Below are 24,218 nucleotides of genomic sequence, written 5' to 3'. Positions count from 1 at the left end.
ACTCTCATCCACTTTCCTAAAGGTTAGTTATTCACATTTACTTCGTGTAACGGCTGCAAATCTTCCATAAAATCGAGCAAAGATCCTACAGTAAGAAACGCCTTTGGGTCTATCTCATCCTCTGGAACGCATAACTTTAAATCCATTTCTATGTATACTATGAGCTGTAACATCATTACCGAATCTATATATAAATCTTGATTTAAATGCATCGTTTCTTCTAAATGCGTTACATTTTTCAGTTCCATTTTTTCTCTCATAATGCTTAAAACTGCTTCTTTTAACATTTCACGACTCATGGTGTCATCTCTCCCATCTCTAATAACTTCCGACTTACTTTCCCTGTTTTATTTTTCGGAATCTCTGCTACATTTTCAATTTCATACGGCACTTTATAAGACGGTAAATGCTGTATGCACCATTCTCTTATTTGTACTGGTTCAATACGAGAGACTACTTTTGCTTTTACTATTTCTCCCATCACAGGATGCTTCCCGCGATATACAATTGCCTCCTGAATACCTTCTAATCGAAGCATCGTTTCCTCCACTTCTATAGGAAATACCTTTAAACCGGATACATTAATAACATCATCCATTCGCCCCATAAAATGAAGGCCTTGCTCAGATTTATACCCTAAATCTTTTGTATAAATCTCCTTTCCAGCAATTTTCACTACGATTTCTTCAGGTTCATCTTCATTTGAACCTATGTTAATACTTACATGAGGAAGTGGTTTTCCTAAATCTAAATGTGTTTCCATAGCATGACATATACTAATGCAACCAGCTTCAGAACAGCCGTACTGCTGCATCATATATTTCGTCATTCCTTTTAACTTATAAAATAGCGTTTCTGGTAATGGTGACCCTGATGTCATAATTTTATGAAACTGAAAAGTCCCTTGCGGAAAACTCCCCATAATATGTAGCATAAGTGGTACTGCATATATGATATGTTTTTCGGTATTACGAACTATATTTAATGCGAATTTAGGGTTTTTATTTGTAATGATTATAGGTTTGCTACCTCTCGTAATTGCTGATAACGTACCACAAATTAATCCATATGAATGTGAAACTGGAGCCATTACAATTGGAACTTCGTCTTCTTCACATTTTAAAGCTTCATTGTAAGCAGCAATTTCCGTTTCAATTTCCGTCCATGCTCTACGAATTAGTTTTGGCTCTCCTGTTGTGCCTGAACTATATTGTAATAAAGACGGTTCTTCTTGTAACAGATTTGGAACTTCTAATTTTGTAAAATCGTTACTTTCTCCGTATAAAAGTGCAGTACACTTTGCACGCTCTGCTATTTCAATAGCTGTATCCTTTGGCGTATCTTCATGAATAAGTAGTACAGATGCTCTTTTTACTTTTAGGAAAAACACAAGCGTAATAATATCGAATGGATTTTTCAGACAAAGTGCAAATCTATTTCCTTTTGCTTCTTGAAATTGTTCCACTCCCTCGTAACCTTGTAATCTCAATTCAAAATCATTTTTGCTAAATTCTTGTTTATTAACGATTAGCATGATTTCCCCCTGTAACAACTGATTTTTGTATTGTAAGTTGCTTTGCACTATACAACGGATTTGGAACTTCATGAACAAGTGATTCCACATCCATATATAAGCGCCGCTTCGTTAATTGCTCTGCATGAAATGTAGGTGCATATAATTGTAATGCTTCAAAACGTTCTTTCAGATGCGAAAATCTTTCAAAATGATTTTCTATTTCTTCAACAAGAATGATCCAAAATTGTTCCTCTTTCAATTGATACTCATCTGCCAGCACGAAAGCCAGTTCACCTAGATTGAACAAGAACAGCGCATCTAAAACCATTTCTTGCAAACATTCAATACGGTCCATTTCAAAGAAATCATTTTTTTGACCATTCGCATATGTTTTATGCATTTTAGTAAAGTCAGGACTTTTTTCGATTTCTTTCAAAAATGGACGATAAAACTCCAGCCCTTCATGAAAATCTTTTAGTGCAATACGGACAGGGATCCCTTCTCTATGGACGAAAATCATATTTTGACCGTGGGATTCTAATGCAATTCCATGCTCTATAACAAGATGTAAAACAGGTATTATCGCTTTTCGAATGAGTAATTGCAGCCAATTTTCTATTCCATATTTGTTTAACCATGGATCAATAATTGGTGTCCCATCTTTCTCTTTTGCATATAAGCCATTAAAGGGAATTGCATCCTCTTGAGTATCCAAATACTTACGAACGCTTTCACGCCAAATACATCCTAATGAACCATATACAGATTTCTTATTCGTATCATACGTTACACTCGAAAACTCATGTAACAAAATTATGCGCGATTCATCTCGTAAATACGAATCATTGCTTACGACATCATGTAACCAATTCGATATAGCTGGTGCACTCACAACAGAATATGGTTTTAACGTACGGAGCGTTGAAGTGTTGAGTATATTCAGCGATAACTTTACATATGGTTTCTTTGGATTCGTAACATTTCTTAACGTCCTCATAGATTGTTGCGCACAATATTCATCCTCTGATTTTCCTAAATAAATAATAAATTTATCCTGTATATGATCAGCATAATTCGGGATAATGAAATTCTCCCACTGCCATGGATGAACAGGTATAAACACGTACTGTTTTGGATTACATCCCACATTATGAATTCGTTCCAAATACTCTTCTAATTTACGCTCTCCAATCTCCTCTATTAAAATGTTGTCATAAGTCACTTCATTTTTATAACCTACACTTGAGTATTTTTTATGAGCTGCAATCCATATGAGTTTCATTGGCTGCATAAACTCATATCCGTATTGAAAATTGTCACGATATTGAAAACCGATACGTGCTTTATAACTAGGATGATAGGGATGACCATCTATTAAATGACTTTCAAACTCATCATAAGATTTTTGAGTGTATTCTTCCTTATTATCTCTTTCATATTGTGCAATCGTGTCTTTAAATATCGTTTGTTCTAATTCGTGAATAAAAGAATCTAATCTGGCTTGTTCCACGTTAACAACTCGAAAAATTTCTTCCAAAAATTGCGACACAGATTGTATTTCTTGTTGTTCATCTTGGACTCTTACTATTAATGAGTCTAAAGAAATACGACCGAATGTCATCCGCTCTCTTCCATAACATTGGTACGAAACACTTTTGTCTTCTTCATCAAGTCCTTGTATAATAAACAGAATTTGTCCTTCCTTCTCAACACGAACTGGCGTTATAATCCCCTCATAAATTAACGATTCTACTAATTGACGTAACACCCTTCTTCGCACTGAAATGTAATCTTCTGATTCGAGTGCCCTCAATATTTTCGTGTGATACATGTCCACTCTCATAAATCCCTCCACTTTATTACGAAATTCCATTATTTGTATTACGTGAAATTTTAACGCTATTTAGGAACGAACAGCCACTTCTCTAACGAGCGGATTATGTACTTGTACATAAATAGCTTGCTCTAACGGATTACTTAACTCATCGACATCGAAAAATCTCGTTAGCAAATTCGCTTTGCATGCCAACTTATCCTCGTCCAACAATTCTCTTAAAAATGTAGAAGGTTCCCGGTTATATGGAAGGAATGATTCGAGTACAGACCTTAATTCAGAAAGTAGAATTTCCTCCTTAATTAACCCTGCTGTACCAAAACCGTTAATAAGTCCAAACATATGATTAAAAATTAAATAGTAACGAAACCTTTCATCTACAATATAATCGTCATATAAATTTCCAGTACGTTCTCCAATACCAGCTAGCTCATTATTAAGTATCTCTTTCATTGAATTACAGAAATAAAACCCTTGATTATCACGGAAATAATATTTTACTGGATAACCATCCTTTAGCTGAACAACGCTATTTTGCTGATGTGCCTCTAATCCAACTCCATACTGTAAATACATCCATACCATCGGCTTTAAAGAAATATTCATATATCGTCTAAACCACTCTAAACTTACCTCTTCACAGCTTCTACTTTCTAAATCTGCTAGGCGATGGATGATATTCGATAAACGATTACGTTCTCCAGGTATAGCGTCTTGAACTAACCCAGCAATTAATGTAGCGTCATTTGCATGTTCACTATAAAAAGGATTCTCTCGAATAATCACTTCAAATCCAGATTCTTGTGTCCCATAATTTAATGTAATAAAGGCTGGGTCACAAATAAAATCAAAACCTGGAAACCTTTCTCGTACTTCACCAATTGCCGTATTTAACATTTCCTTCCCTTCAAGACCACTCTCAAGTTCTTTCAATTTATTAATACGCATTGAATTCGTTACTTTCACTGGAAATGAAAACTTAAGCATATACTTCGAATCAGGATGATATAGCGTTCTCAGTGATGATGTTGCCATATAATACTTGCCTATAGGACCAACATACTCAAGCAATTCTTGATCTATCCAATCCTGTACGTAAGATTGGTGTAATAGCCATTCTGCTTGAAGCGGATGAATAGGAATTAATGAATACCCATCTTCCTTACAGTACTTCTCTATAAATTCCTTACTAACTATCTCATCATTACTTAATTCTTCTTTTATAATTGTTGTTGTAGAATCTGATAATAACGATTTTTCATTTACTATACTTTTATGTGCCCGAAAATAATGAAGCTGACATTCTCCTTTTAATTCTGGAGAATACATTGCACTTTTCCAATCCAATATACCCTGTCTACTCTTTGGGGTAGGATGAGTTAAATGCCCAAATAATAAAGACTGCTCCGCTTCTATAAAAGTTGTATGGAAACCATATAATGCAGATGTATCTTCTGTTCTACCTTTTGTAAATTCCTCAATATTTTGGCAACTACGAATGACTCGAAGCATAAGTTCAGCAGGATTCGTACCTTCTCCATAGTTGATAGACATCTCTTTTATTAAAAACGTAATAACTGTAACATAATCTGCTTTTATAACAGTTTTGCACTCTCCAATTTGATAATAAAACTGTTCTCCAAACAAATGGCGATCTGTTGATGATTTATATAAAACTTCTCCATACAAAGTAACGTTCTGTGCTGATAACCGACAACATAAATATGTGAGGACTGTATCTCTATTTAACGTATTACTGAAGATACTTTCCATTCTTTCATCCTCTGTAATCCATTCTCCACTCCCTGTTTCTCTTAAATAACAGTTTAAAAAGCTTTGTATTGTTGCATGTTCTGCGATTTGTTTCGCATGCTGCATACTGGTCCTCCTCTTTATATTAAAGCTATCGAAATTTTATTTAATAAACAATAATTGAATATCATTATCAATTATGATTCTAATTGAATATCATTATCAATTCAAGGGTATGTTTCAGAATTTTTTCATCTGACCGAATTTTTATTATTTTTCAACATATCTTTAATCTCATTAAAAACATGATTAAAAATATCTTCCTTTCAAACTAATTACTTAATATTTTCTGCATTTTTCATTATTATCGATCCAAAACAAGCAAGCAGGTATACTAAACGTATACCTGCTTGCTTGTTTACATAATATTATTATTTTATATTGAATCCTGTAATTTTTTATATAAAATATTCAAATCTCTCCAGCAATACGCTGTTTCTTCTACCTGTACTCTCTCTAAAAATTTCTTATCAATTTTTTCAGGGTTAAATTTTTCATAAAACGTTTTACAAGAATTATTAGTAACGACCCAAACTAAAAGAGATTGCATATCATTTTTTATACATTCTGATAGCAATGCTTGAAATAACTTTTGGCCTATTTTCAGTCCTTGATACTGTTGTAAAAGGTAAATTGCATATAATTCCCCATCACAATTATATGTACCGCTCCTTTCAACTCCCCCATCAATGAATCCGATTATAGTTCCATTTAATGTCTCTGCTACAAATCTAAATTGATGATTACCTTCTTTTTGAAAAATGCTTTCCCACTGTTTTTCTCGTTGTTCATATGTTATATTATCTAAAATTTCATTAGCGAATATCCCTTTATACGTTGTTTTCCAACTATCAGCGTGTACCTTTTCTATAGCTGATATATCATCTTTTATCGCTCTTCTAATATGTACCTCCATCATTTTCTCCCCCTTGTTTACTCCTCATTATATCAATTTTTTTCCTTAAAAATCCAAATAAAAAAGAGTGAATTCACTTCACTCTTTTTTATCTACTTTCAACTTCAACTGAGACAACACGATCAATCTCTTTTAGAGAACTGTATAACTCAGTTGTATATAAATCTTCTGGAGCTAAAATAACCATCTCCAATTGCTGAAATGCTCCATTATCAATATCTTTAATTTTCACTCGTTTCACATGCATACCTAAATTTTTTATTTGCTTAAATATACCATCTAATTCTTGATGCTCTTTTACAGTAATTTTTATAGATAAGTCCTTTTGTCTTAATGAATACGGGCCTGCAATTTTCACAATTTGAGGAAGTACGTTAATTGCTAAAATGATTAAAATCATAGCAACCGTCGCTTGTATATAAAATCCTGCCCCAATTGCAATACCTAGTGCAGAAGCGGCCCATACCATAGACGCAGTCGTTAACCCTGAAATAACGTCATTACTTCTTCGTAAAATTACCCCCGCTCCAAGAAAACCGATACCACTAACAATTTGGGCAGCTAATCGCATTGGATCCATATTCGTATGACCCGGTACAGAATATACATTTACAGATTCAATTGAAACCATTGTAATTAAACAACTTGCTACAGAAATAACCATACTCGTTTTCACACCAAGCGGTTTATTCTTTAGCTGCCTATCTATCCCGATGAATAATCCTAAAAAGAGTGCTAAGCCTAATTTGAATAAAAATTCATATGACATATTTCATTCTCCTTACTTTACAATGTTTTCCTTCGAATAATACACTATAACTCTTTTATGATATCAATTCCAGTCTTTTCTATTCATCCAGCAACAAAAGCCGAAAAAACATTTTTATTACAATGTTTTTTCGGCTTTTTCTATAGTTTTTTATCGAGATTAAGATACTCCTTTATTTCTGTTCTTTAATCTTAATCTGTGCATCTTTGTAAAATGCTAATTTACTGTCATTATACTCTTTTGTATGTTTGTTAAATTGTTCTTTCGCCTTTTGAGCTTCCACATTTAACTCATTAACAGTTTTAACTTTTTCACCAATTTCTTTTAACTTCGTTTCTTTTACTTTTAATTTTTCATACAGCTCTTTTTCATTCGCTAACGCCTTCGTGTAATCCTCATTCATTTTTTGGAATGCTTCATAACGGTTTTTATACGACTCTTCTACTGCTTTAGCTTGTTTTTGTAATTTCTTATCTTCAAGCTTCTCTATATTGCTTTGAACTGATTTCGTCTCCTTCTGAGCTTTCTCTAACAGTTCTTTCTCGTTTTTCAATACTTTCTCACGTTCATTTACATTTGCAGTAGCTTCCTCTATCTTCTTCGTGACTGCTTCATTATGTTCTTTACCCTCTTGTAAAATTTGAGAATATAGTTCTTGCCCTTGCTTTTCTAATTGCTCTAACTTTTTCGTATCATCAGCTAACGATTTTTCTTGTGTCGCTGCTGTTTCAAAAGCCGTATATAAATTTTCTTCTGGTTTTTCACCGAAACAACCTGATAATAATCCTACTGATAATGCTCCAACTACTGCTACTTTTCCATACTTCAACTTCAATTCCTCCAATTACATACGGTTATCGTGCCAGAAATTCACTGGGAAGTGATTCTCTTCATGGTATGCTTCAAATTCATAACCTTTTTCTTTTAGACCCTTTAAAATTGCTGGTACAGCAGCAACTGATTGCGGGTGAATGTCATGCATTAAAATGACCTCTTGCGGTTTTGTTGCACCAGCTAATACATTTTGAGCGATTTGCGCTGCCGCTGCATCAACTGGTACTTTATTGTATTTCCAGTCTAAAGAATCAATTGTCCAGTCCCACACTTTTAAACCATCCTCAACTACTTTATTTCGGAGACCTTCATTTAAACCAGGCATCGATCCGTATGGAGGACGTGTTAATTTAGGGGCTTTCCCAATAATATTTGCGATTAAGCCTTGATCTTCTTTCATTTCATTAACATACTCGCCATTTTTATATAACTTCGCAAAATTGTGTGTCATACTATGCATTCCAACATAATGTCCTTCTGCATTTTCACGTTTTACTAAATCAGGAAACTGTTTCACATTCGCACCAATTAAAAAGAATGTCGCCTTCGCATCATGCTGTTTTAACATATTCAATAATTCAGCCGTATATTTTCCTGGCCCATCATCAAATGTAAGGTAAGCAACTTTTCTTTCCTGTCCATTAAAACGACTTGGTGCCGTTTTATTCATTTCAACTTTCGGTTGTTCACTTGCAAGCTGTATTACATTTTCTTGTTTCGCAACAGCTTTTGCTGGTGAAGTAATTGATTGAAACATAAAATACCCAATAGCTACTGTTGCAATCGCTATTATAACAACTACTACTTGTTTAATTTTAAAAGCCTTTTCCATTCTATCGAATTCCTCTCCCTATTAATCTCATATATAAATCACCCAATATAATTATACATCTATTTATTTTTATTACACTATATAAACATACTTTATGTAAAAATTATAGTGGGAGTGTTATCAAAATTGTTGTTCCTACTCTTTCTCTACTTGTAATACTAAGCGTACCACCATGAAGATCCACCATTTTTTTGACGATAGCTAATCCAATACCTGCGCCTTCAATATGGTTATTAATCTGATAAAATGACTGCTCTATAAACGGTAGATGTTCTTTAGCAATTCCAATACCTTGATCTGTCACCTTAATCACGGCTTTTCCTTCACTTTTGGCCGCTTCAATGTAAATTGTACCTTTTTCATTTGAATATTTAATAGCATTATGAATAATATTTAGAAAAACTTGTTTTAATCTATTTTGATCTCCTACTAGTTCTACTCGTTCTAAATTAGCAACTAGTTGAATCTGTTTCTCTTCTGATTTAGGAGTTAATTGCCAAATCGTCTCTTCTAGTATATCGTACAATTGCACTTTTTGTTTATATAAATTAAAATGATTTGACTGCAATCTTGAAAAATCTAGTAACTCTTCTACTAAATATATCAATCGGTCTGTTTCACCTGAAATAATTCCCATACCTTGCTTTATTTCTTCATCTGTTAAATGATCTACTGTTTTTAACGTCTCACTCCACCCTTTAATTCCTGTTAAAGGTGTTCGTATTTCATGCGAAATAGAGGCAATAAATTCATTTTTCATTTGCTCAGCTTTTTCTATTTTATCGGCCATATAATTTAAACTATGTGCTAACTCACCTAATTCACCAGGATAATCTTCTTTAATTTGCTCCTTTAATGTACCTTCTGCAATTTGCGAAGAAGCATGAATAATAGATTCGAGAGGTTTCACAAACGAATTCGCCAATCGTCTACTTATTAAAAATACGATACCTGAGATGACAATTCCAACTGAAATAGTAAACATAATAATTTCAATAATCTTTGCATTTACATCCGTTAAAACAGTCATATATTTCAAAACACCGATAGTTTGTCCTTGATGAATAAGTGGACTAAACACTTCTAACTGTTTCACGTTATCTTTCGTAGTAGTAACTTGATGATACATTTCCCCTTCTAGTAAAGAATACGGAATAACTACTTTACCTTCTACCTTTTGTCCACTGGACGACTGTATAATCGTACCGTGACGATCCATCAATTGTAATTCCGTTCCTTCTAATTGGAAACTCTCAATTATTTCTCCACTATATTCTTGCAATCGAATAAAATATAGTGAATTGTATTCCGAGAAAAAACGTGTACTTGTCTTTGCATGAGATTCAACATATTGCACAATACTATTATAATAATATCGATAAATTGAAACTGAAAATGCTACTTCAAATAATACAAGCATTAGTGTAATGACCGTCATAAAATATAAAGTCACTTTCCGTCTCATCTTATAGTTTCCTTCCACACATATCCTTTTCCCCACACAGTATGGATAAACTCTGGTTCTGACGGATTATATTCTATCTTTTGACGTAACCGTCTCATATTTACATCGACTACTTTCGTCTCGCCTACGTAATTAGTTCCCCAAATCATATTTAAAATTTCATCACGCGAAACCGGCTTCGAAGCCTGATTCATTAAATACTGTAGTATCATGTACTCTGTAGGGGTTAAATCAACTAATTGTCCACCTTTATATAATCTTTCTTCTATGATATTTAACGAAAACGGACCAGACGTGATTGTATTCGTTGTTTCTTCATGTACTTCTATCCTTCTTAATAAAGATTGTATACGTGCAATTAATTCTACTGGACTAAACGGCTTTGCGATATAATCATCTGCACCAATTCCTAGCCCCTGTACTTTATCTTCATCTTGTACACGCGCTGTTAACATAATAATGCCCATTTTTTTATTTTCTTCCCGGATAGCTTTACATACTTGAAAACCATCAATCCCCGGTAACATAACATCAAGTACCGCTACATCAACAGTATGTTCACTTAAAATCTGTAACGCTTCTTCTCCAGTACTAGCTTCTAATACATAAAATCCAGCACGTTTCAAATTTAAGACAATAAAGCTACGGATTGGTATTTCATCTTCTAAAACTAAAATTGCTGACATAATTCCCACCTCCCTACTCTTGTTGATAATCCGCTAGCGGTTTTATATATGCTTTTACTTTTTCAAATTTAGACTGCTTCGGTACTGCATATACGTGAGAAGCCGTTTTAACTGCTGCCTCGTATCCTTTTATTTTGAACCATTCTTTCCGCTTAAAAATATGGACTTCAAGCCATATTTTATTTGTAGTTACATCCATAAATTTTTGAACATCCGATGCTTCTTGCTGAACTGGGACAGTTATTTTTCCAATTAGCTCTTGAGGGATTTTGATAAAATAACCTTTATCTATATTGACATATCTTTCTTCTATCGGTTTAATTCCCTCTTCACTCCACTGTATATAACGTTCAAACATTGTGCTCTCTCCATACGATACCTCTTCCCAACCTTTTGGACGCACAGTACGAACAAATTCAATAATGCCGTCTTCATTAACGTCTTTACTTTCCACAACATAATCATTAAATAAATCTTCTTTCCCGTCTATAGGTAGTCCCTCATAATGATCCTTATCAAATTTCGCTACATATGTTATACCTGAATGAGCCCCCACTCCTGCATCAATTACAACTGCCTTTGACGTGTTAGAAATACGTCCCATTTGTATTCTTTGAATACTATTTATATAAGGATCAAATGTAACTTCTGACATTGTATTAAACTGCTCAATGAGCTCAACTTTCAATTGCTCATCTTTTTTATAAGTAACAAGACTTATATCATTAAGGCCATTTTTATTTAAATCCTCTATAAATAACTTCGTATATTGCCGATTATAAATCTCCTTCATATCATCATTTTCTTCCGAAAAAGCATACATTACATGTTCTAAAGATTCACGACTTACAGAGATTCCAATTAATAACTCCCGCTTCCCGTTCCCTGTAAAATCACCGACTTTAACGATATCTATATCCTCACCATCAAATGTATGAGTGGACTTTAGTTTCCAGCCCTTGCTGCTTTCCGCATAAATAGCTAAATATATACTCCGATCTTCATTCGGTAATTTATAAAAGACGATTGCTTCTTTTTTATTATCTTGTTTAAAATCCATTGACCAAATCATCTGTTTATCTTTATTAGACATTGGAGTAAGCAATCGATAATTAACAGGCAAATCTTTATCTATTTGCTCTCTTAATTCATTAATCCACTTTTCATTTGCAGGAGCTTCCATTAAACTCGTCGGAGCTTCAGATATTTTACATCCAGTCAATATAAAGACGATTCCCATAATGCTTATCCATTTCGGCATATGATATCTTTCCTTACTACAGATTTTAAGTATTTTTTTACACTTTTTGCTTCTCCAATATTCTCATACATATGAGTATAATTTTTCTAAAATAAAAAATCGTTACAGAAAAGTTACAATTGTATTCCCATAAAAAAAGATTGGCTAAGGCCAATCTTTTTTACTATTCATTTCGAACTGACTTTGGTGTTACACCTAAATGCTCATTTAACTTATTCGAAATATCTTTCACATTTTTTTCGTTTGGAATGTAATAATAAATACCACCAATACGTTTATCAGTACCTTCAATTTGCATTTTTTCCATTTGCAAGTCAGATCCAGCCATATTTTTCGTAATAGCAAGCATGTCATCAAACGTTAAGTTTGTTTTCATATTTTTATCCACTGCATCAAGTAACGAGCCCATTTTGCTAATTGATTGAACAGACATAGCTTTTTTCGCAATTGCTTCAATTACAAGTTGTTGTCTTTGACCACGCATTGCATCACTATCAATTTTACGCGTTCTTGCAAGTGCAAGTGCTTGTTCTCCATTTAAATGTTGGTAACCTTTTTCTAAATGGATCATACCAGCTTGATCTTTACTATCTTGTTCAGTGAAAGTAACTGGTACATCAATATCAATACCACCAATTGAATCGACAATTTGTACGAATGATTCAAAGTTAAACTTCACATAATAATCAACAGGGACATTTAAAAATCTTTCCACCGTATCTCGGGTACTTTCCACGCCACCAAATACGTGAGCATGAGTAATTTTATCTAGTTTTTTTCTAGTTGGAATATAAACACGTGAATCACGTGGAATACTTACTAGCTTAACAGACTTATCATCTTTATTAATTGTTGCTAATAAAAGTGCATCCGTTCGAACCGCTTCGCCATATTGGCTTTTTCTCATTTCACTTCCATCTACACCCATAATTAATATTGAAATATTATCCTTTAAAGGTTCAACTTCTTTATCACGCTTTGATGACTTATCAATTTTTGCATACGCATCACTTACAACAGCTTTTGCTTTGTTATATATAAATGAACCATATCCTACTCCTCCAAAAATAAGTAGGAAAAATGGAATTAATATGAACCATTTCATTGACTTTCTTTTAGAACGCTTTTTATTACTTCTCGTGTTTTGTTCTAATTCAGAGCTCATGTTCATTCTCCTCTCTTTCTCTTTTCCTAGTATAATGTATGTCTAGTAATCTTCATATTGAATTTCCTTTCAATCACCTTACATTTTTGTAAGGTTACATCATGAATCCAATATGTATTCCATTTCACATTATACTCTCGTGCTTATTTTTGGCAAGTCACTGTTTATCAACTTCAAAAATTTAACACTTCAAAGCATTCGAATTCACAGATTTACCATTCTGTTATTTAGGTAGTAAGAGCCTCGAATTTCAGTAAGAATAAAGAGTGAAATTTTTCCTGTAAAAGCTCGATTGAAGGCTAATAATCAGTGGGAGATGAACACCCCCACTGATTAAAGTTTCACCTTATTATTTCTCATTTGGTGTGTATATCATTTGCTTCCCATTATTATTAATTAAAGCTGATTTTGCTTGTATTTTCGTTTTTTCTATTTCTACATCTTCATTTGAGAAATTCACAATAATTTTAATATCCTTTCCATATGAAGCAGATTGTACTAGCTTATCTTCTGACAGATATGCAAAGTTCGTCATTTCTTCTTTTACTGCTTTTTCATGAACTTCATTCCAAACTTTCAGATGCTGTGTAATTTCTTTTTTATGCTTATTCCACTCTATTTCATCTAAATGGTACAACGGAGGAACATTATACAATAACTCATATAACATACGATTTCCAACTTCATCTTTCACCTTCAAACTTCCCCATTCCCAATGGTGCGTTGTAATAACGGAATCGTTGTATACTAATTTATATAATGGTACCGAATATACTGGATTTAAATATACTTGTTTATATTCTTCTTTCAACGGTACTTGTTTTGCATATTTTTCGGGAACATTTTGATTTGGTGACCAATATCCACCTACATAATACGGGCTTGTTTTGTTTTTTCTCATATCTTCATCGTCCCATTTAATAACTGGCGTTTCAATTCCATGAGCAAATGCAATCGTACTACTCGCAAAATCATTTCCGCCCTCAGAGCCCACTACCATACCTTTTTCTTGCGCAATATAATCCATTCGTTTTAATCTTGCTTTTAAATCTTGTTCTTGTGTCGTTATATGTTTTGCCGAATAGTCATCATAAATTTCACCTGTCGCATCACAATCGATAAACCATGAATTATATTTAGGACCATTTTGCAATATGTCGTTCATTCGCTCTTTTACACTAGGAAGTGATAATGTCGGATTTAGTTTTCGCCCTCTACCTAAAAACCCTTGCACCTTTTCTCCATTTTTCTTCGTTACAGTAGCCTCTTCGTATAATGATGGGTCAGTAAAGGAAGCTGTGTTCCAATTTTTATCCCCTTTTTCGTGAATAGAATGATAAGAATCATACGGACCAACTAAATATCCCATTTCCTTCGCTTCTGTAACGAAATTAGGCTGCATAAACCCTTGTTCCCAGTTCGGTAAACCAATCCACGCCTTTTCTATTCCGGCCTCTTTCATTTCCTTTAGTATATCCGTCCCATCTGCTTTACCCCATTTACTTACTTCTTCAACTGCATCACCGAGTACTGACTTTAATAAATGTTTATTTAAGCTATACAGCTCTGTCTTCGATAAGTGATCTACACCTTTCTTTAATAACACACTAGCTTCCTGATTAACTTTCGGGAAAATATCCTCTTTATACAATTCCTTCATAGATAATACTTCGTTTGTATAGCGTAAAATAACATTTTTTTGGTACTTATCGATAAAGTCTTGTTTACTCACCTGCTCAAATACATTCAATTCCCCAGGCTCTGAACTATTTTTTTGAATAAGCTCTTTTATATGACTAAACACCGGGCTATTTATTTGCTCTCTTAGCTTCGGCCAATTTACGTTACTTTCTGATAAACCATTTTGATTCCAAAAGTAAAAATGAGCTGCCCCATAAAGCTTTTCGATTTCTTTATTTTTTCTTGCCTTTTCTTGTAATGTTTTAAATTCACCTTTTTCAACAATATTATCCTTATACAGTTTAGCAATACTTACTGCATCATTATTTGTCACATATAATTGAAAGCCATATGTTTTATTTTTATTTATACTCGGGAATTCATGTGTGAAATCAAACCCTATTTTTGGATTTGAATGAAATTTCAATTCATTATTAAACATATTATTCGCAATATATACGATCGAATATTTAGAACCATTTAATGCAAAAAACTTCATAGAAAATGATTCAGCAAATGAATATGCATCATCCTTTAAAAACTTCTTCCAATTCTCATCATTGCTCGGAATTTGCTTACCTTCCCATAACGGAAGTGTATAATTTTCAGCCTCTACTTTCGGCCACGTAAAGCTTTCCGCACCAGTCGATTCCACTTCAATGTTTAAGTGGTCTTTTTTCTTTTCTAAGTTTACTTTTACTTTTTCATCTGGATATTCCCACGATGTACGATCCTTTTCTTTTTTTACATTCGATACCTTCATTTTCGGTAGGGGTTGTGATGCCTGTTCCTTTACACCCTCATGTTCTACAGTTATTGTGAATGTTTCTGGATTTACATCGTAAGTAAAATCTTTATACGTCGCTTTCTTTATTTTAGACTCTTGTACAGTATTATTACCTTTTACATCACAACCGACTAAAGTCGAAAATGACATAGTTGTAAGAAGACATATCGCTATCATTTTTTTCATCCTCTGCACCTCCACCAATGAATATACAGGTGCTTTGTTACAGGAATGTGGCAAAAAATAATAGAGCTAGCATATTGCTAGCTCTATTTGGAGTATTAAAAAAGGTGATATGAACAACTTTAACTCGCTTAAAAGATATGTAATACGATAACTGCTTTTTTCTTTTTCACTAATTATGAAACTAAACAAATCAAAATTTTAACAAACATTCTTTAACTGAAAAAGTAAGTGTATACAAAGTATCCTAAAAGTAGTACTAAGATGATTATCCCTGTACCTTTCCAATTCATCCCCCCTGTCATATCAACAGGACTACCTGATTCCACTCTATTGAGTCCGTCATTTAAGGAACCAGTGGGATTACTTTTTAATTCACTTTGTCTCATACGTTCTCTTTTTTCTTCTAGTGACTCTTTATTCATATAAGCACCTCCAAAATTAATACACTCTTTACTAAATTATACATTATTATCTTTCTTTTACATGCCAATTTAACAGATATTTACAACATAAAGAAAGCTAGCGATGCTAGCTTTCTTTATAATCCAATATGTTCTTCCTTATTTACAGTAATCCCTTTATGGTCGATTTCAAGCTCACATACTTTCATAGCTGTAAATACTCTCGCTAATTGCTCCGCAATTTCTTGTCGTTTCTCATATGGAGTTAATATAAAAATGGACGGTCCCGCACCGCTAAGCGCTGTGCCATATGCTCCGAATTCTTTTGCACATTTACGAATTGACGGTAATAACGGTACAAGTTCTAAACGATATGGCTCGTGAAAATGATCTCTTTCCATCATTTCACCAACAACTTCCCACTTCTTTTGACATAACGCAGCTACTAATACGTTACTTATCGCGCTAGCCTTAACTGCTTCATGAAACGGAAACACCTCTGGTAATACAGATCGGCTTTCATCCGTATTTAGCTCTTCATTCGGAATGAGAGAAATTACGCCTAATTCCTTACTTTCAATCCTTACAACCGAAACATTTTTCCCGTCCAGTGCTCCGATTACTGTTCCGCCTAAAATAGAAGCAGCGACATTATCTGGATGCCCTTCAAAATTTGTGGAAATTTGAACTTTTTGATCAGTTGTTAAGTTCAAATTGCCAAGTTGATTCGCAAGCTCTATTCCTGCTACAATCGCTGATGCGCTACTTCCTAGACCTCTTGTAAGCGGAATATTACTAGTAACTTCTATTATATGGGGCGATAAAGAAGGACACACTTTACATGCCGTGCTAACGATTAAATTTTTTTCATCTGTTGGAATTGAATCTTCAAAGGAATGGATGACTTGCCATTTATCAGCTTGCTCTTTTACTACCACATCTAAATACAATGACAAAGCTATTCCCACCGAGTCAAATCCAGGTCCAACATTCGCTGTACTAGCAGGAACACGAACGCTTAATGGTATCACGACATAATCACCCCTTTTATATGATCTTTGATTTGTTCTATATCATTTGCAACACTTGCAATGTCAAATTTATTAGAAGAAATAGCGATATCAGGATCTTTCAAACCATTTCCAGTTAATACTGCAACAACTGTTTCTCCCTTTTTGATTTTTCCAGATTGAACATGTTTAATTACACCGGCCAATGAAGCATTTGATCCTGGCTCAGCGAAAACTCCTTCAGTTTTTGCTAACAATCTATACGCATGTAATATTTCCTCATCTGATACCATATCTATTTCACCATTTGACTGCTCAGCAGCCTCTACTGCATACGACCAACTTGCTGGATTACCAATACGAATCGCTGTTGCAATCGTTTCAGGCGCCTCAATTACATGTCCTTTAACAATCGCTGCTGCTCCCTCCGCTTCAAAACCGTGAATTCTTGGTTTCTTATACCCTTTTTCTTTCTCATATTCACAGAACCCTTTCCAGTATGCTGTAATATTTCCTGCATTCCCAACAGGGATAGCTAGAACATCTGGCGCTTTTTGCAACTGGTCACAAATTTCAAATGCTGCTGTTTTTTGTCCTTCAATTCGATAAGGATTCACTGAGTTTACTAATGTAATTGGCTCTTCTGCAGCAATATTTCTTACAGCTTTAAGTGCATCATCAAAGTTCCCTTCTATTGAAATGATCTCTGCCCCATAAGCGACTGCTTGCGCTAATTTCCCGTGCGCAATCTTCCCTTCTGGGATTACGATAATACACTTCATTCCGAGACGTGCCGCGTATGCTGCAGCCGATGCCGATGTATTACCTGTTGATGCACAAATGATTGCCTCTGAGCCTTCTTCTTTCGCCTTAGCAACCGCCATTACCATACCACGATCTTTAAAAGAACCTGTCGGGTTCGCTCCCTCGTACTTCCCATATAACTGAATTCCTAATTGCTTTGATATATTTAATAATGGAATAAGAGGTGTATTCCCTTCCATTAAACTAACATCTGGTGTATTTTCACTTACCGGTAAATATGAAGCATATTGTTTTAAAAGTCCTTTATACATATTGTTTTTCCTCCTCAATACTGTAGTAACTGTTTATTTCACTTGCGATATCTTCAATCGCTCTTAACACTTGTTCAAATTGATATTTTGAAGTGTGATGTGTCACGATAACAACTTCTGCAAGGTCCCTATTCAGCGGCAACTGAATTACCTCTTTTAAACTTACAGAACAATTAGCGAAACATTCTGTTATTTTTTGTAACATCCCAGGTTCATCACTTAATGAAATACGTAAAAAATATTTAGAAACTACTTCTTCATCATCTTGTAATTCATACGGCTCTGGTTCTTTTAATACACTTTTATGTTTCGGTATTTGATTCATATTTTTAACGACTGAAATAATGTCACTAACTACTGCAGATCCAGTTGGTAACTTCCCAGCGCCCGGTCCGTAAAACATCACTTCTCCTACCGCTTGACCATGAACATATACCGCATTAAATTCGTTATTCACATTCGATAATGGGTGGTGACTTGGCAATAAAGTCGGTTCTACACTTAAATGAATAGATGATCCTTGCTTCTCCGCTTTACCAATTAGTTTCATAGTAAACCCTAACTTTTTCGCCATTTCTAAATCTTCTTTTTCAACCTTTCGAATCCCTCTAACTTGAACATCATCTAAAGAAACATTCATCGAAAAACCTAGGTTAGCAAGAATCGCTACCTTTCTTGCTGCATCCAGACCATCTACATCTGCTGTTGGATCTGATTCTGCGAAACCTAATTTTTGTGCCTCCTGTAAAGCCTCTTCATACGACCATCCATTTTGACTCATCTTTGTTAACATATAATTAGTTGTTCCATTTACAATTCCCATTATTTTTTCAATTTGATCTGAGGCCAGTCCGTCTGCCAATCCTCTTAATATTGGAATTCCACCTGCTACACTTGCTTCATAAAACAAATCGCAATTATTTTCATTTGCTAATTGTAGAAGCTCAGCCCCGTATACAGCCATTAAATCTTTATTTGCTGTTACAACATGTTTTTTACTTTGTAATGCCTTAATAATATGCTGTTTTGCTTCTTCAATTCCGCCCATTACCTCTACTACAATATCTATATTTGAATCATTTAGAACTTCATCCACATTACGCGTAACTACGATTCCATCAATACAAACGTCACGTTCTTTTTCTAAATCACGCACAACGACTGTCTTTACCTTTACTTCACACCCTGTATCAAGTGCGATTTTTTGGTAATGCTCTTTCAAAATATGAACAACACCACTTCCGACAGTACCTAAACCGATTACCCCAACATTAATTACATTATTCATCTTCTAATCTCCTCCTAAAATTTTATTTTTCGGCTCTATCAATCACCTTACTCTGCCATTTCCCCATACAGGTGGTGGTTATTTCCGTACGTACAAATCGTTTCATATTACAGCACCTCCTTTCAAAGTAATAAAAAAACACACTCATCCCTAGGAAAGGGACGAATGTGTTTTCGTGGTTCCACCCTTGTTCCAACCTAGACTTATTTTCTTCTAGATTGCTCAAGTTCAGATAACGGCTGATACCGTCAATAATTACTAGATTACTCGTTCACTATTGAAGCTCAAAGGTGGTAAAACCATTTCTCGTGTTAGGAAGCTCACACCCTTGGCTTCCCTCTCTGTAAACCGTAAAAATGATTTCATGTCCTTATCGTTACTTTTTCGCTCATATATATTTGTTAACTCATTATACTCGCATAAAAGACAAAAACAATATATTTTTTAATTATTTTAAATTTTCAATCTTAAAAGCTATAAAAAACACACTCATCCCTAGGAAAGGGACGAATGTGTTTTCGTGGTTCCACCCTTGTTCCAACCTAGACTTATTTTCTTCTAGATTGCTCAAGTTCAGATAACGGCTGATACCGTCAATAATTACTAGATTACTCGTTCACTATTGAAGTTCAAAGGTGGTAAGATCATTTTTCGTGTTAGGAAGCTCACAGCCTTGTCTTCCCTCTCTGTAAACCGTAAAAATCATCTCATGTCCTTATCGTTACTTTTTCGTTCATGTCTATTTGTTAACTTATTATAGTTATGAAAATTTTAAAAAGCAAGCCTATTTTTACTCACTATTTTAAAGATAATTTTTCATTATATTTCACAATAACATTTTACAATGACTGCTCTTATTACTTTTTTTGCAATTTACTAGCTTGCAAATCAACAGTTCATATATAAATATTCCATTTTAAAACGAGAAGATCTCTACTTTCTAAAACTATATCAATAAAGAATTTTTTAATACAATCTTTTCGTATAACTTTCTTCTAAAGAACGTGCAACGTCCTCTTCTGAAGCATTCACTTTCGCATGCTCCAGTAACATCTTCGCTGCTGAAGGTAACTCTTTTTTATTTAACCACGATTCTGGATCCCACATTTTTGAACGTATAAAAGCTTTTGCACAATGGATATAGCACTCCTCTATCTCAACAACAATTCCAAGTAACGGATTACGTCCATTCGCCTGCATTTCTTTCAAAATTTCTTCATCGTTTGTAATATATGCTTTACCGTTTATTCGGAGTGTCTCCCCAAGACCAGGAATAACAAAGATTAGCCCTACGCGTGGATTTGAAATAATATTCAAAATGGAGTCTATCCGACGATTGCCCGGTCTTTCTGGAATGATAATTTTATTATTATTTAATATATATACAAATCCAGGTGCATCCCCTCTCGGCGAAGCATCACACTCTCCTAATTTATTTGCAGTAGATAATACTAGAAAAGGAGATTTAGACAGAAAATCTACACAATGATGATCAAGTGATGAAATAACTTTTTTCAAAGCCCGCTCACTTGGTTGCCCCAATATTTGTCTTAATTCTTCCTCAGTTGAAATTATTGATTTTATTTCCTTATTCTCTATCTCCACTTATAGCCACTCCTTCTTCTTTATTTTCCCAAAATTCAATACAATATTGTATAATAAAATTTGCAGAAAGGGGAATTAAAATGACAGAGTGGTTAACGATATTTGATTCTGAAAAAAATACACTTGGAAAGAAATTACGTGATGAAGTGCATCGTGACGGTGATTGGCACGAAACATTCCATTGCTGGTTTGTAGAAAAAGATGATGAAGATATGTTTTTATATTTCCAATTACGCTCTAAAAATAAAAAAGAAGCTCCAAATATATGGGATATTACTTCAGCTGGGCACATTATGCATGATGAAGAAGTAGAAATTGGCGGTCTTCGTGAAATTGAAGAAGAATTAGGGCTTTCTTTTCAAACTACTGATTTAGCATACAAAGGAATCTTTAAAATAGATTATGAAATTTCTAATCTTACTGATCGCGAATTTTGTCATATGTATTTTCACAATGTAATACAACCTCTACCTTTTACACCAGGTGAAGAAGTAGACGATGTGATGAAAATACACGCAACTTCTTTTCTACAACTATTAAAAAGAGAGATTTCATCTTTTACGGCTATTTCTGTTTTGAGCAATAAACTGATTACAATAACATTTGAAGATATTTACCCTTATGACCTTCAATACTACGAATTTGTTATAGAACAAGGAAAAGAATTACTAAAAAATAATAGTTTATAAATAAAATAGGACCCCTAGCTTATAATATCCGGGGAGTCCTATTTTATTTATCATCATTGTTCAAGGAGCTTCAACCTTTTCTCTACTTGTATAAATAAGCGAATAATTAACAACAGCATAACAATCATAACCGCTATCATTGTATGCGGATATCTAAACAGTATACTAATAACACTTCCAATTAACATCATGATGAAACCATTTTGTTTCATCACTTCCGCACTATACCTATTACCCGCATCCCATAGTTCCTTATTTTTCATAGATCGCTTCGTACGATAACCATATGCCGCGTTAATATCTGTCGGTGGACTTTTTTGAAGTATAAGTGCAGCAAGTATAAATATAACACCAATCAATATGCTCATTCCTATGTTTACTAGTGCATCAATCAATTATATCCCCTCCTAACCTACACTTTCATTATACGACATAACCCTAAATTTCCCAATTGATAACACATTCACTTTCTTTCTTTCGATGTCTGGAACATACTTGGAAGCGTTACAAACCGAGCCCCTTTCATTTTTAACTGCGGAATGATTTTGTCTAGTGCATCTACAGATCCTTGCAAATGTCCGCCTGGAGTTGAATGCTGAAGTATGACACTACCTGGAAATGAATTCCCTAACACATTATTTGTAATCGTATCAGCACTTACACCTTTCCAATCAACCGTATCAACACTCCACTGTACAATCATAAAATTTTTCTCCGTTGCCCATTTCAATTGATTTTCAAGTATTTCACCATACGGCGGACGTATAAATTTAGGTGCATAACCAGCTAAACGATTTAATATTTCTTCCGTTTTTATAATTTGATTACGGTACTCAGCCTCATTTACTTTCGCTAAATTCGGATGGTTATACGTATGATTACCAATTACATGCCCTTCATTAGCGATACGCTTTACTACATTCGGATACCTTTCTGCATTTTCACCAAGCAGAAAAAAAGTAGCTTTTACATTATGTTGTTTTAACTTATCTAAAATTTTTGGCGTAAATACTAAATCTGGTCCATCATCAAATGTAAGAGCTACTTCCGCTTTATTATATGGACCTGAAAATGCATACGCATATTTTTCGGCCCACGAAAACGGTGTCCATGACCCACGATCCTTTTCTTTCATATGGACTTCATAATTTTGAGAAACATGTAAAGCGTATGGCAATGAGCTTATATAGTCTCCATAATAAAATGAGTTATATGGCATATAAGCATACGAAACATTTCGCTCTAATCCCCATTGAAATGGAACGAACATCTCTGGTGAATAAAAATAATACATGATAAAAACCTCCCTAAAATTTCATATGTGATTCAGCTGCACTTTGTTAGAGAAATTCTTATTCATGAACAAAAATAAGACTGTCCATAATTAGGACAGTCTTACTACTTTATACAATTAATATATCGTTGTACTATCTTTCGGCAAAGCTTTCACATGTTTTAAATAGCTCGTCACTTTGTCATCATCATCTTGCGGATATTGATAACCATAAGTGCTAGCAATTTCATTCGCAGCTTCCCTAAATAAATCTCCCATTACAAAGAATGACTCCCATATGTTTTCATATTCAGCATTAGAAAAGGTCCTCTTAAATTGTTGCCATATATCTTTTTCAAAATATTGCTCGAAATGCTTACCAAACTTCCCTGCATTAACTGTAAAGTCTGTTTTCATACCAATATGCCATTCTAGCATTACGATTAACATATCTCGTACTGGCCCTTCAAGCATCCCTTTTGCATAAGAAAGTTCCTCTCTCCATAACCCTTTTGCGATATTCGTACTACACCACCAAAATTCATTACAGCAATCTAAAAACTCTTTTTCTGTAGGCTTTTTTATTAAGTAATCCTTATCACTTGCTATAGAAAATTCTCCAATACAATCATCTTTATCAAGAAGTAGTTTACTTAAACTATCTTGTCCAACGAATGTATGTATCAAATCAACCGGAACTAACGTTAAATCGATTCGGTTCCCATCCATAAACTGCATTAAGTACGGAAATTTCCCGTCTTCATCTGCTGGAATTAATGACATTTCTTCCGGCATTTGTACAATCATTATCTCTCCAAATCTTTGAATCCAATTATGATTAGACGTAAAAGATTGGATATCTTTTACAACATATATAATATCATAATCTTGAAAACAATCTCTTTTCACATTTGGATTTACACGTGATCCATTCATGATGACTGCTCGAATTCTTTCATCCTCATTTGCTGTATTAACAATTAAGTCTAACATTTCTTTTTCAGTTCTCATCTATTCCTAACCTCCAATTTTTATATAAACTTATATTTTTATGTATGTTGGAGGTCCACGAGCTAGCTGTGTTACACAAGATACATGTTATAATTTTTGAAATTTCTTTTTCATCCCTTTTA

Annotated in this window: 22 protein-coding genes and 2 other annotated features; of the genes, 1 reads left to right on the top strand and 21 read right to left on the bottom strand. The window is 34.1% G+C overall.

Annotation, left to right across the window (positions count from 1 at the left end):
• Positions 1-23 precede the first annotated feature (23 nt).
• The 18 genes from asbD to LUS72_RS09535 all read right to left on the bottom strand — a co-directional run bounded on the left by asbD (position 24) and on the right by LUS72_RS09535 (position 21,123).
• Positions 24-299, bottom strand: a complete 276-nt coding sequence (gene asbD, locus LUS72_RS09620; RefSeq protein WP_097829786.1) for a petrobactin biosynthesis protein AsbD — start codon at positions 297-299, stop codon at positions 24-26.
• On the bottom strand, positions 296-1,534 hold the full coding sequence (locus LUS72_RS09615; protein ID WP_097829787.1) for an AMP-binding protein: 1,239 nt from the start codon (positions 1,532-1,534) through the stop codon (positions 296-298). Before LUS72_RS09615 ends, asbD begins: the two co-directional genes overlap by 4 nt.
• The gene (locus LUS72_RS09610) at positions 1,521-3,359 is read right to left on the bottom strand and encodes an IucA/IucC family protein (protein ID WP_264448852.1); all 1,839 of its coding nucleotides are present in this window, start codon (positions 3,357-3,359) and stop codon (positions 1,521-1,523) included. Before LUS72_RS09610 ends, LUS72_RS09615 begins: the two co-directional genes overlap by 14 nt.
• A gap of 60 nt (positions 3,360-3,419) precedes the next feature.
• Positions 3,420-5,228: an IucA/IucC family protein gene (locus tag LUS72_RS09605; RefSeq protein WP_264448851.1), complete on the bottom strand. Its 1,809-nt coding sequence runs from the start codon at positions 5,226-5,228 to the stop codon at positions 3,420-3,422.
• A 310-nt stretch (positions 5,229-5,538) separates the two neighbouring features.
• Positions 5,539-6,078: a GNAT family N-acetyltransferase gene (locus tag LUS72_RS09600; protein ID WP_264448850.1), complete on the bottom strand. Its 540-nt coding sequence runs from the start codon at positions 6,076-6,078 to the stop codon at positions 5,539-5,541.
• Between the two features lie 88 nt (positions 6,079-6,166).
• Complete coding sequence (locus tag LUS72_RS09595; RefSeq protein WP_000119498.1) at positions 6,167-6,847, bottom strand: MgtC/SapB family protein; 681 nt, start codon at positions 6,845-6,847, stop codon at positions 6,167-6,169.
• A gap of 172 nt (positions 6,848-7,019) precedes the next feature.
• A complete protein-coding gene (locus tag LUS72_RS09590; RefSeq protein ID WP_071745653.1) occupies positions 7,020-7,676 on the bottom strand; it encodes a YkyA family protein in 657 nt (218 codons plus the stop codon).
• A gap of 15 nt (positions 7,677-7,691) precedes the next feature.
• Positions 7,692-8,513, bottom strand: a complete 822-nt coding sequence (locus tag LUS72_RS09585) for a peptidoglycan-N-acetylglucosamine deacetylase (protein ID WP_071745654.1) — start codon at positions 8,511-8,513, stop codon at positions 7,692-7,694.
• A 103-nt stretch (positions 8,514-8,616) separates the two neighbouring features.
• A complete protein-coding gene (locus LUS72_RS09580) occupies positions 8,617-9,978 on the bottom strand; it encodes a sensor histidine kinase (protein WP_264448849.1) in 1,362 nt (453 codons plus the stop codon).
• Positions 9,975-10,664: a response regulator transcription factor gene (locus LUS72_RS09575; RefSeq protein ID WP_097829792.1), complete on the bottom strand. Its 690-nt coding sequence runs from the start codon at positions 10,662-10,664 to the stop codon at positions 9,975-9,977. Before LUS72_RS09575 ends, LUS72_RS09580 begins: the two co-directional genes overlap by 4 nt.
• A gap of 13 nt (positions 10,665-10,677) precedes the next feature.
• Entirely contained in the window at positions 10,678-11,925 is a 1,248-nt protein-coding gene (locus tag LUS72_RS09570; protein WP_264448848.1) for a hypothetical protein, read from the bottom strand.
• Positions 11,926-12,088: 163 nt separating this feature from the next.
• Entirely contained in the window at positions 12,089-13,090 is a 1,002-nt protein-coding gene (locus LUS72_RS09565) for an LCP family protein (protein ID WP_097829794.1), read from the bottom strand.
• A 349-nt stretch (positions 13,091-13,439) separates the two neighbouring features.
• Positions 13,440-15,743 (bottom strand): glycoside hydrolase, encoded by a 2,304-nt coding sequence (locus LUS72_RS09560; RefSeq protein WP_097829795.1) that lies wholly within the window; start codon positions 15,741-15,743, stop codon positions 13,440-13,442.
• A gap of 212 nt (positions 15,744-15,955) precedes the next feature.
• Positions 15,956-16,165, bottom strand: coding sequence for a DUF6366 family protein (locus LUS72_RS09555; protein ID WP_097829796.1), 210 nt, complete (start codon positions 16,163-16,165; stop codon positions 15,956-15,958).
• Positions 16,166-16,281: 116 nt separating this feature from the next.
• Positions 16,282-17,175: a homoserine kinase gene (gene thrB / locus LUS72_RS09550; protein WP_097829797.1), complete on the bottom strand. Its 894-nt coding sequence runs from the start codon at positions 17,173-17,175 to the stop codon at positions 16,282-16,284.
• The gene (gene thrC, locus LUS72_RS09545; RefSeq protein WP_097829798.1) at positions 17,172-18,230 is read right to left on the bottom strand and encodes a threonine synthase; all 1,059 of its coding nucleotides are present in this window, start codon (positions 18,228-18,230) and stop codon (positions 17,172-17,174) included. Before thrC ends, thrB begins: the two co-directional genes overlap by 4 nt.
• Positions 18,223-19,518 carry a homoserine dehydrogenase gene (locus LUS72_RS09540; protein ID WP_264448847.1) on the bottom strand — a complete coding sequence of 432 codons (1,296 nt, stop codon included), beginning with the start codon at positions 19,516-19,518 and terminating at the stop codon, positions 18,223-18,225. Before LUS72_RS09540 ends, thrC begins: the two co-directional genes overlap by 8 nt.
• Positions 19,519-19,672: 154 nt before the next feature.
• Positions 19,673-19,904 (bottom strand) — a binding site (T-box leader).
• 113 nt (positions 19,905-20,017) lie between these two features.
• Positions 20,018-20,249 (bottom strand) — a binding site (T-box leader).
• 235 nt (positions 20,250-20,484) lie between these two features.
• Entirely contained in the window at positions 20,485-21,123 is a 639-nt protein-coding gene (locus tag LUS72_RS09535; protein WP_097832461.1) for a pyridoxamine 5'-phosphate oxidase family protein, read from the bottom strand.
• A gap of 80 nt (positions 21,124-21,203) precedes the next feature.
• On the opposite strand from LUS72_RS09535, the gene LUS72_RS09530 reads away from it, so the two are divergent.
• Complete coding sequence (locus LUS72_RS09530) at positions 21,204-21,812, top strand: NUDIX hydrolase (RefSeq protein ID WP_097832462.1); 609 nt, start codon at positions 21,204-21,206, stop codon at positions 21,810-21,812.
• Positions 21,813-21,865: 53 nt separating this feature from the next.
• Here LUS72_RS09530 and LUS72_RS09525 read toward each other — a convergent pair whose 3' ends face one another.
• From LUS72_RS09525 to LUS72_RS09515, 3 genes are all read right to left on the bottom strand, one after another.
• Positions 21,866-22,204: an SdpI family protein gene (locus LUS72_RS09525; RefSeq protein ID WP_141533459.1), complete on the bottom strand. Its 339-nt coding sequence runs from the start codon at positions 22,202-22,204 to the stop codon at positions 21,866-21,868.
• Positions 22,205-22,275: 71 nt separating this feature from the next.
• The gene (locus LUS72_RS09520; RefSeq protein ID WP_097832464.1) at positions 22,276-23,106 is read right to left on the bottom strand and encodes a peptidoglycan-N-acetylglucosamine deacetylase; all 831 of its coding nucleotides are present in this window, start codon (positions 23,104-23,106) and stop codon (positions 22,276-22,278) included.
• 117 nt (positions 23,107-23,223) lie between these two features.
• Positions 23,224-24,096, bottom strand: coding sequence for an aminoglycoside 6-adenylyltransferase (locus LUS72_RS09515; RefSeq protein WP_097832465.1), 873 nt, complete (start codon positions 24,094-24,096; stop codon positions 23,224-23,226).
• Positions 24,097-24,218 lie beyond the last annotated feature (122 nt).

It is taken from the genome of Bacillus cereus (assembly GCF_025917685.1).
GTDB classification, from domain to species: domain Bacteria; phylum Bacillota; class Bacilli; order Bacillales; family Bacillaceae_G; genus Bacillus_A; species Bacillus_A cereus_AT.
The sequence above is the reverse complement of the archived record's forward strand: the minus strand, read 5'-3'. Positions and strand labels throughout refer to the sequence as shown.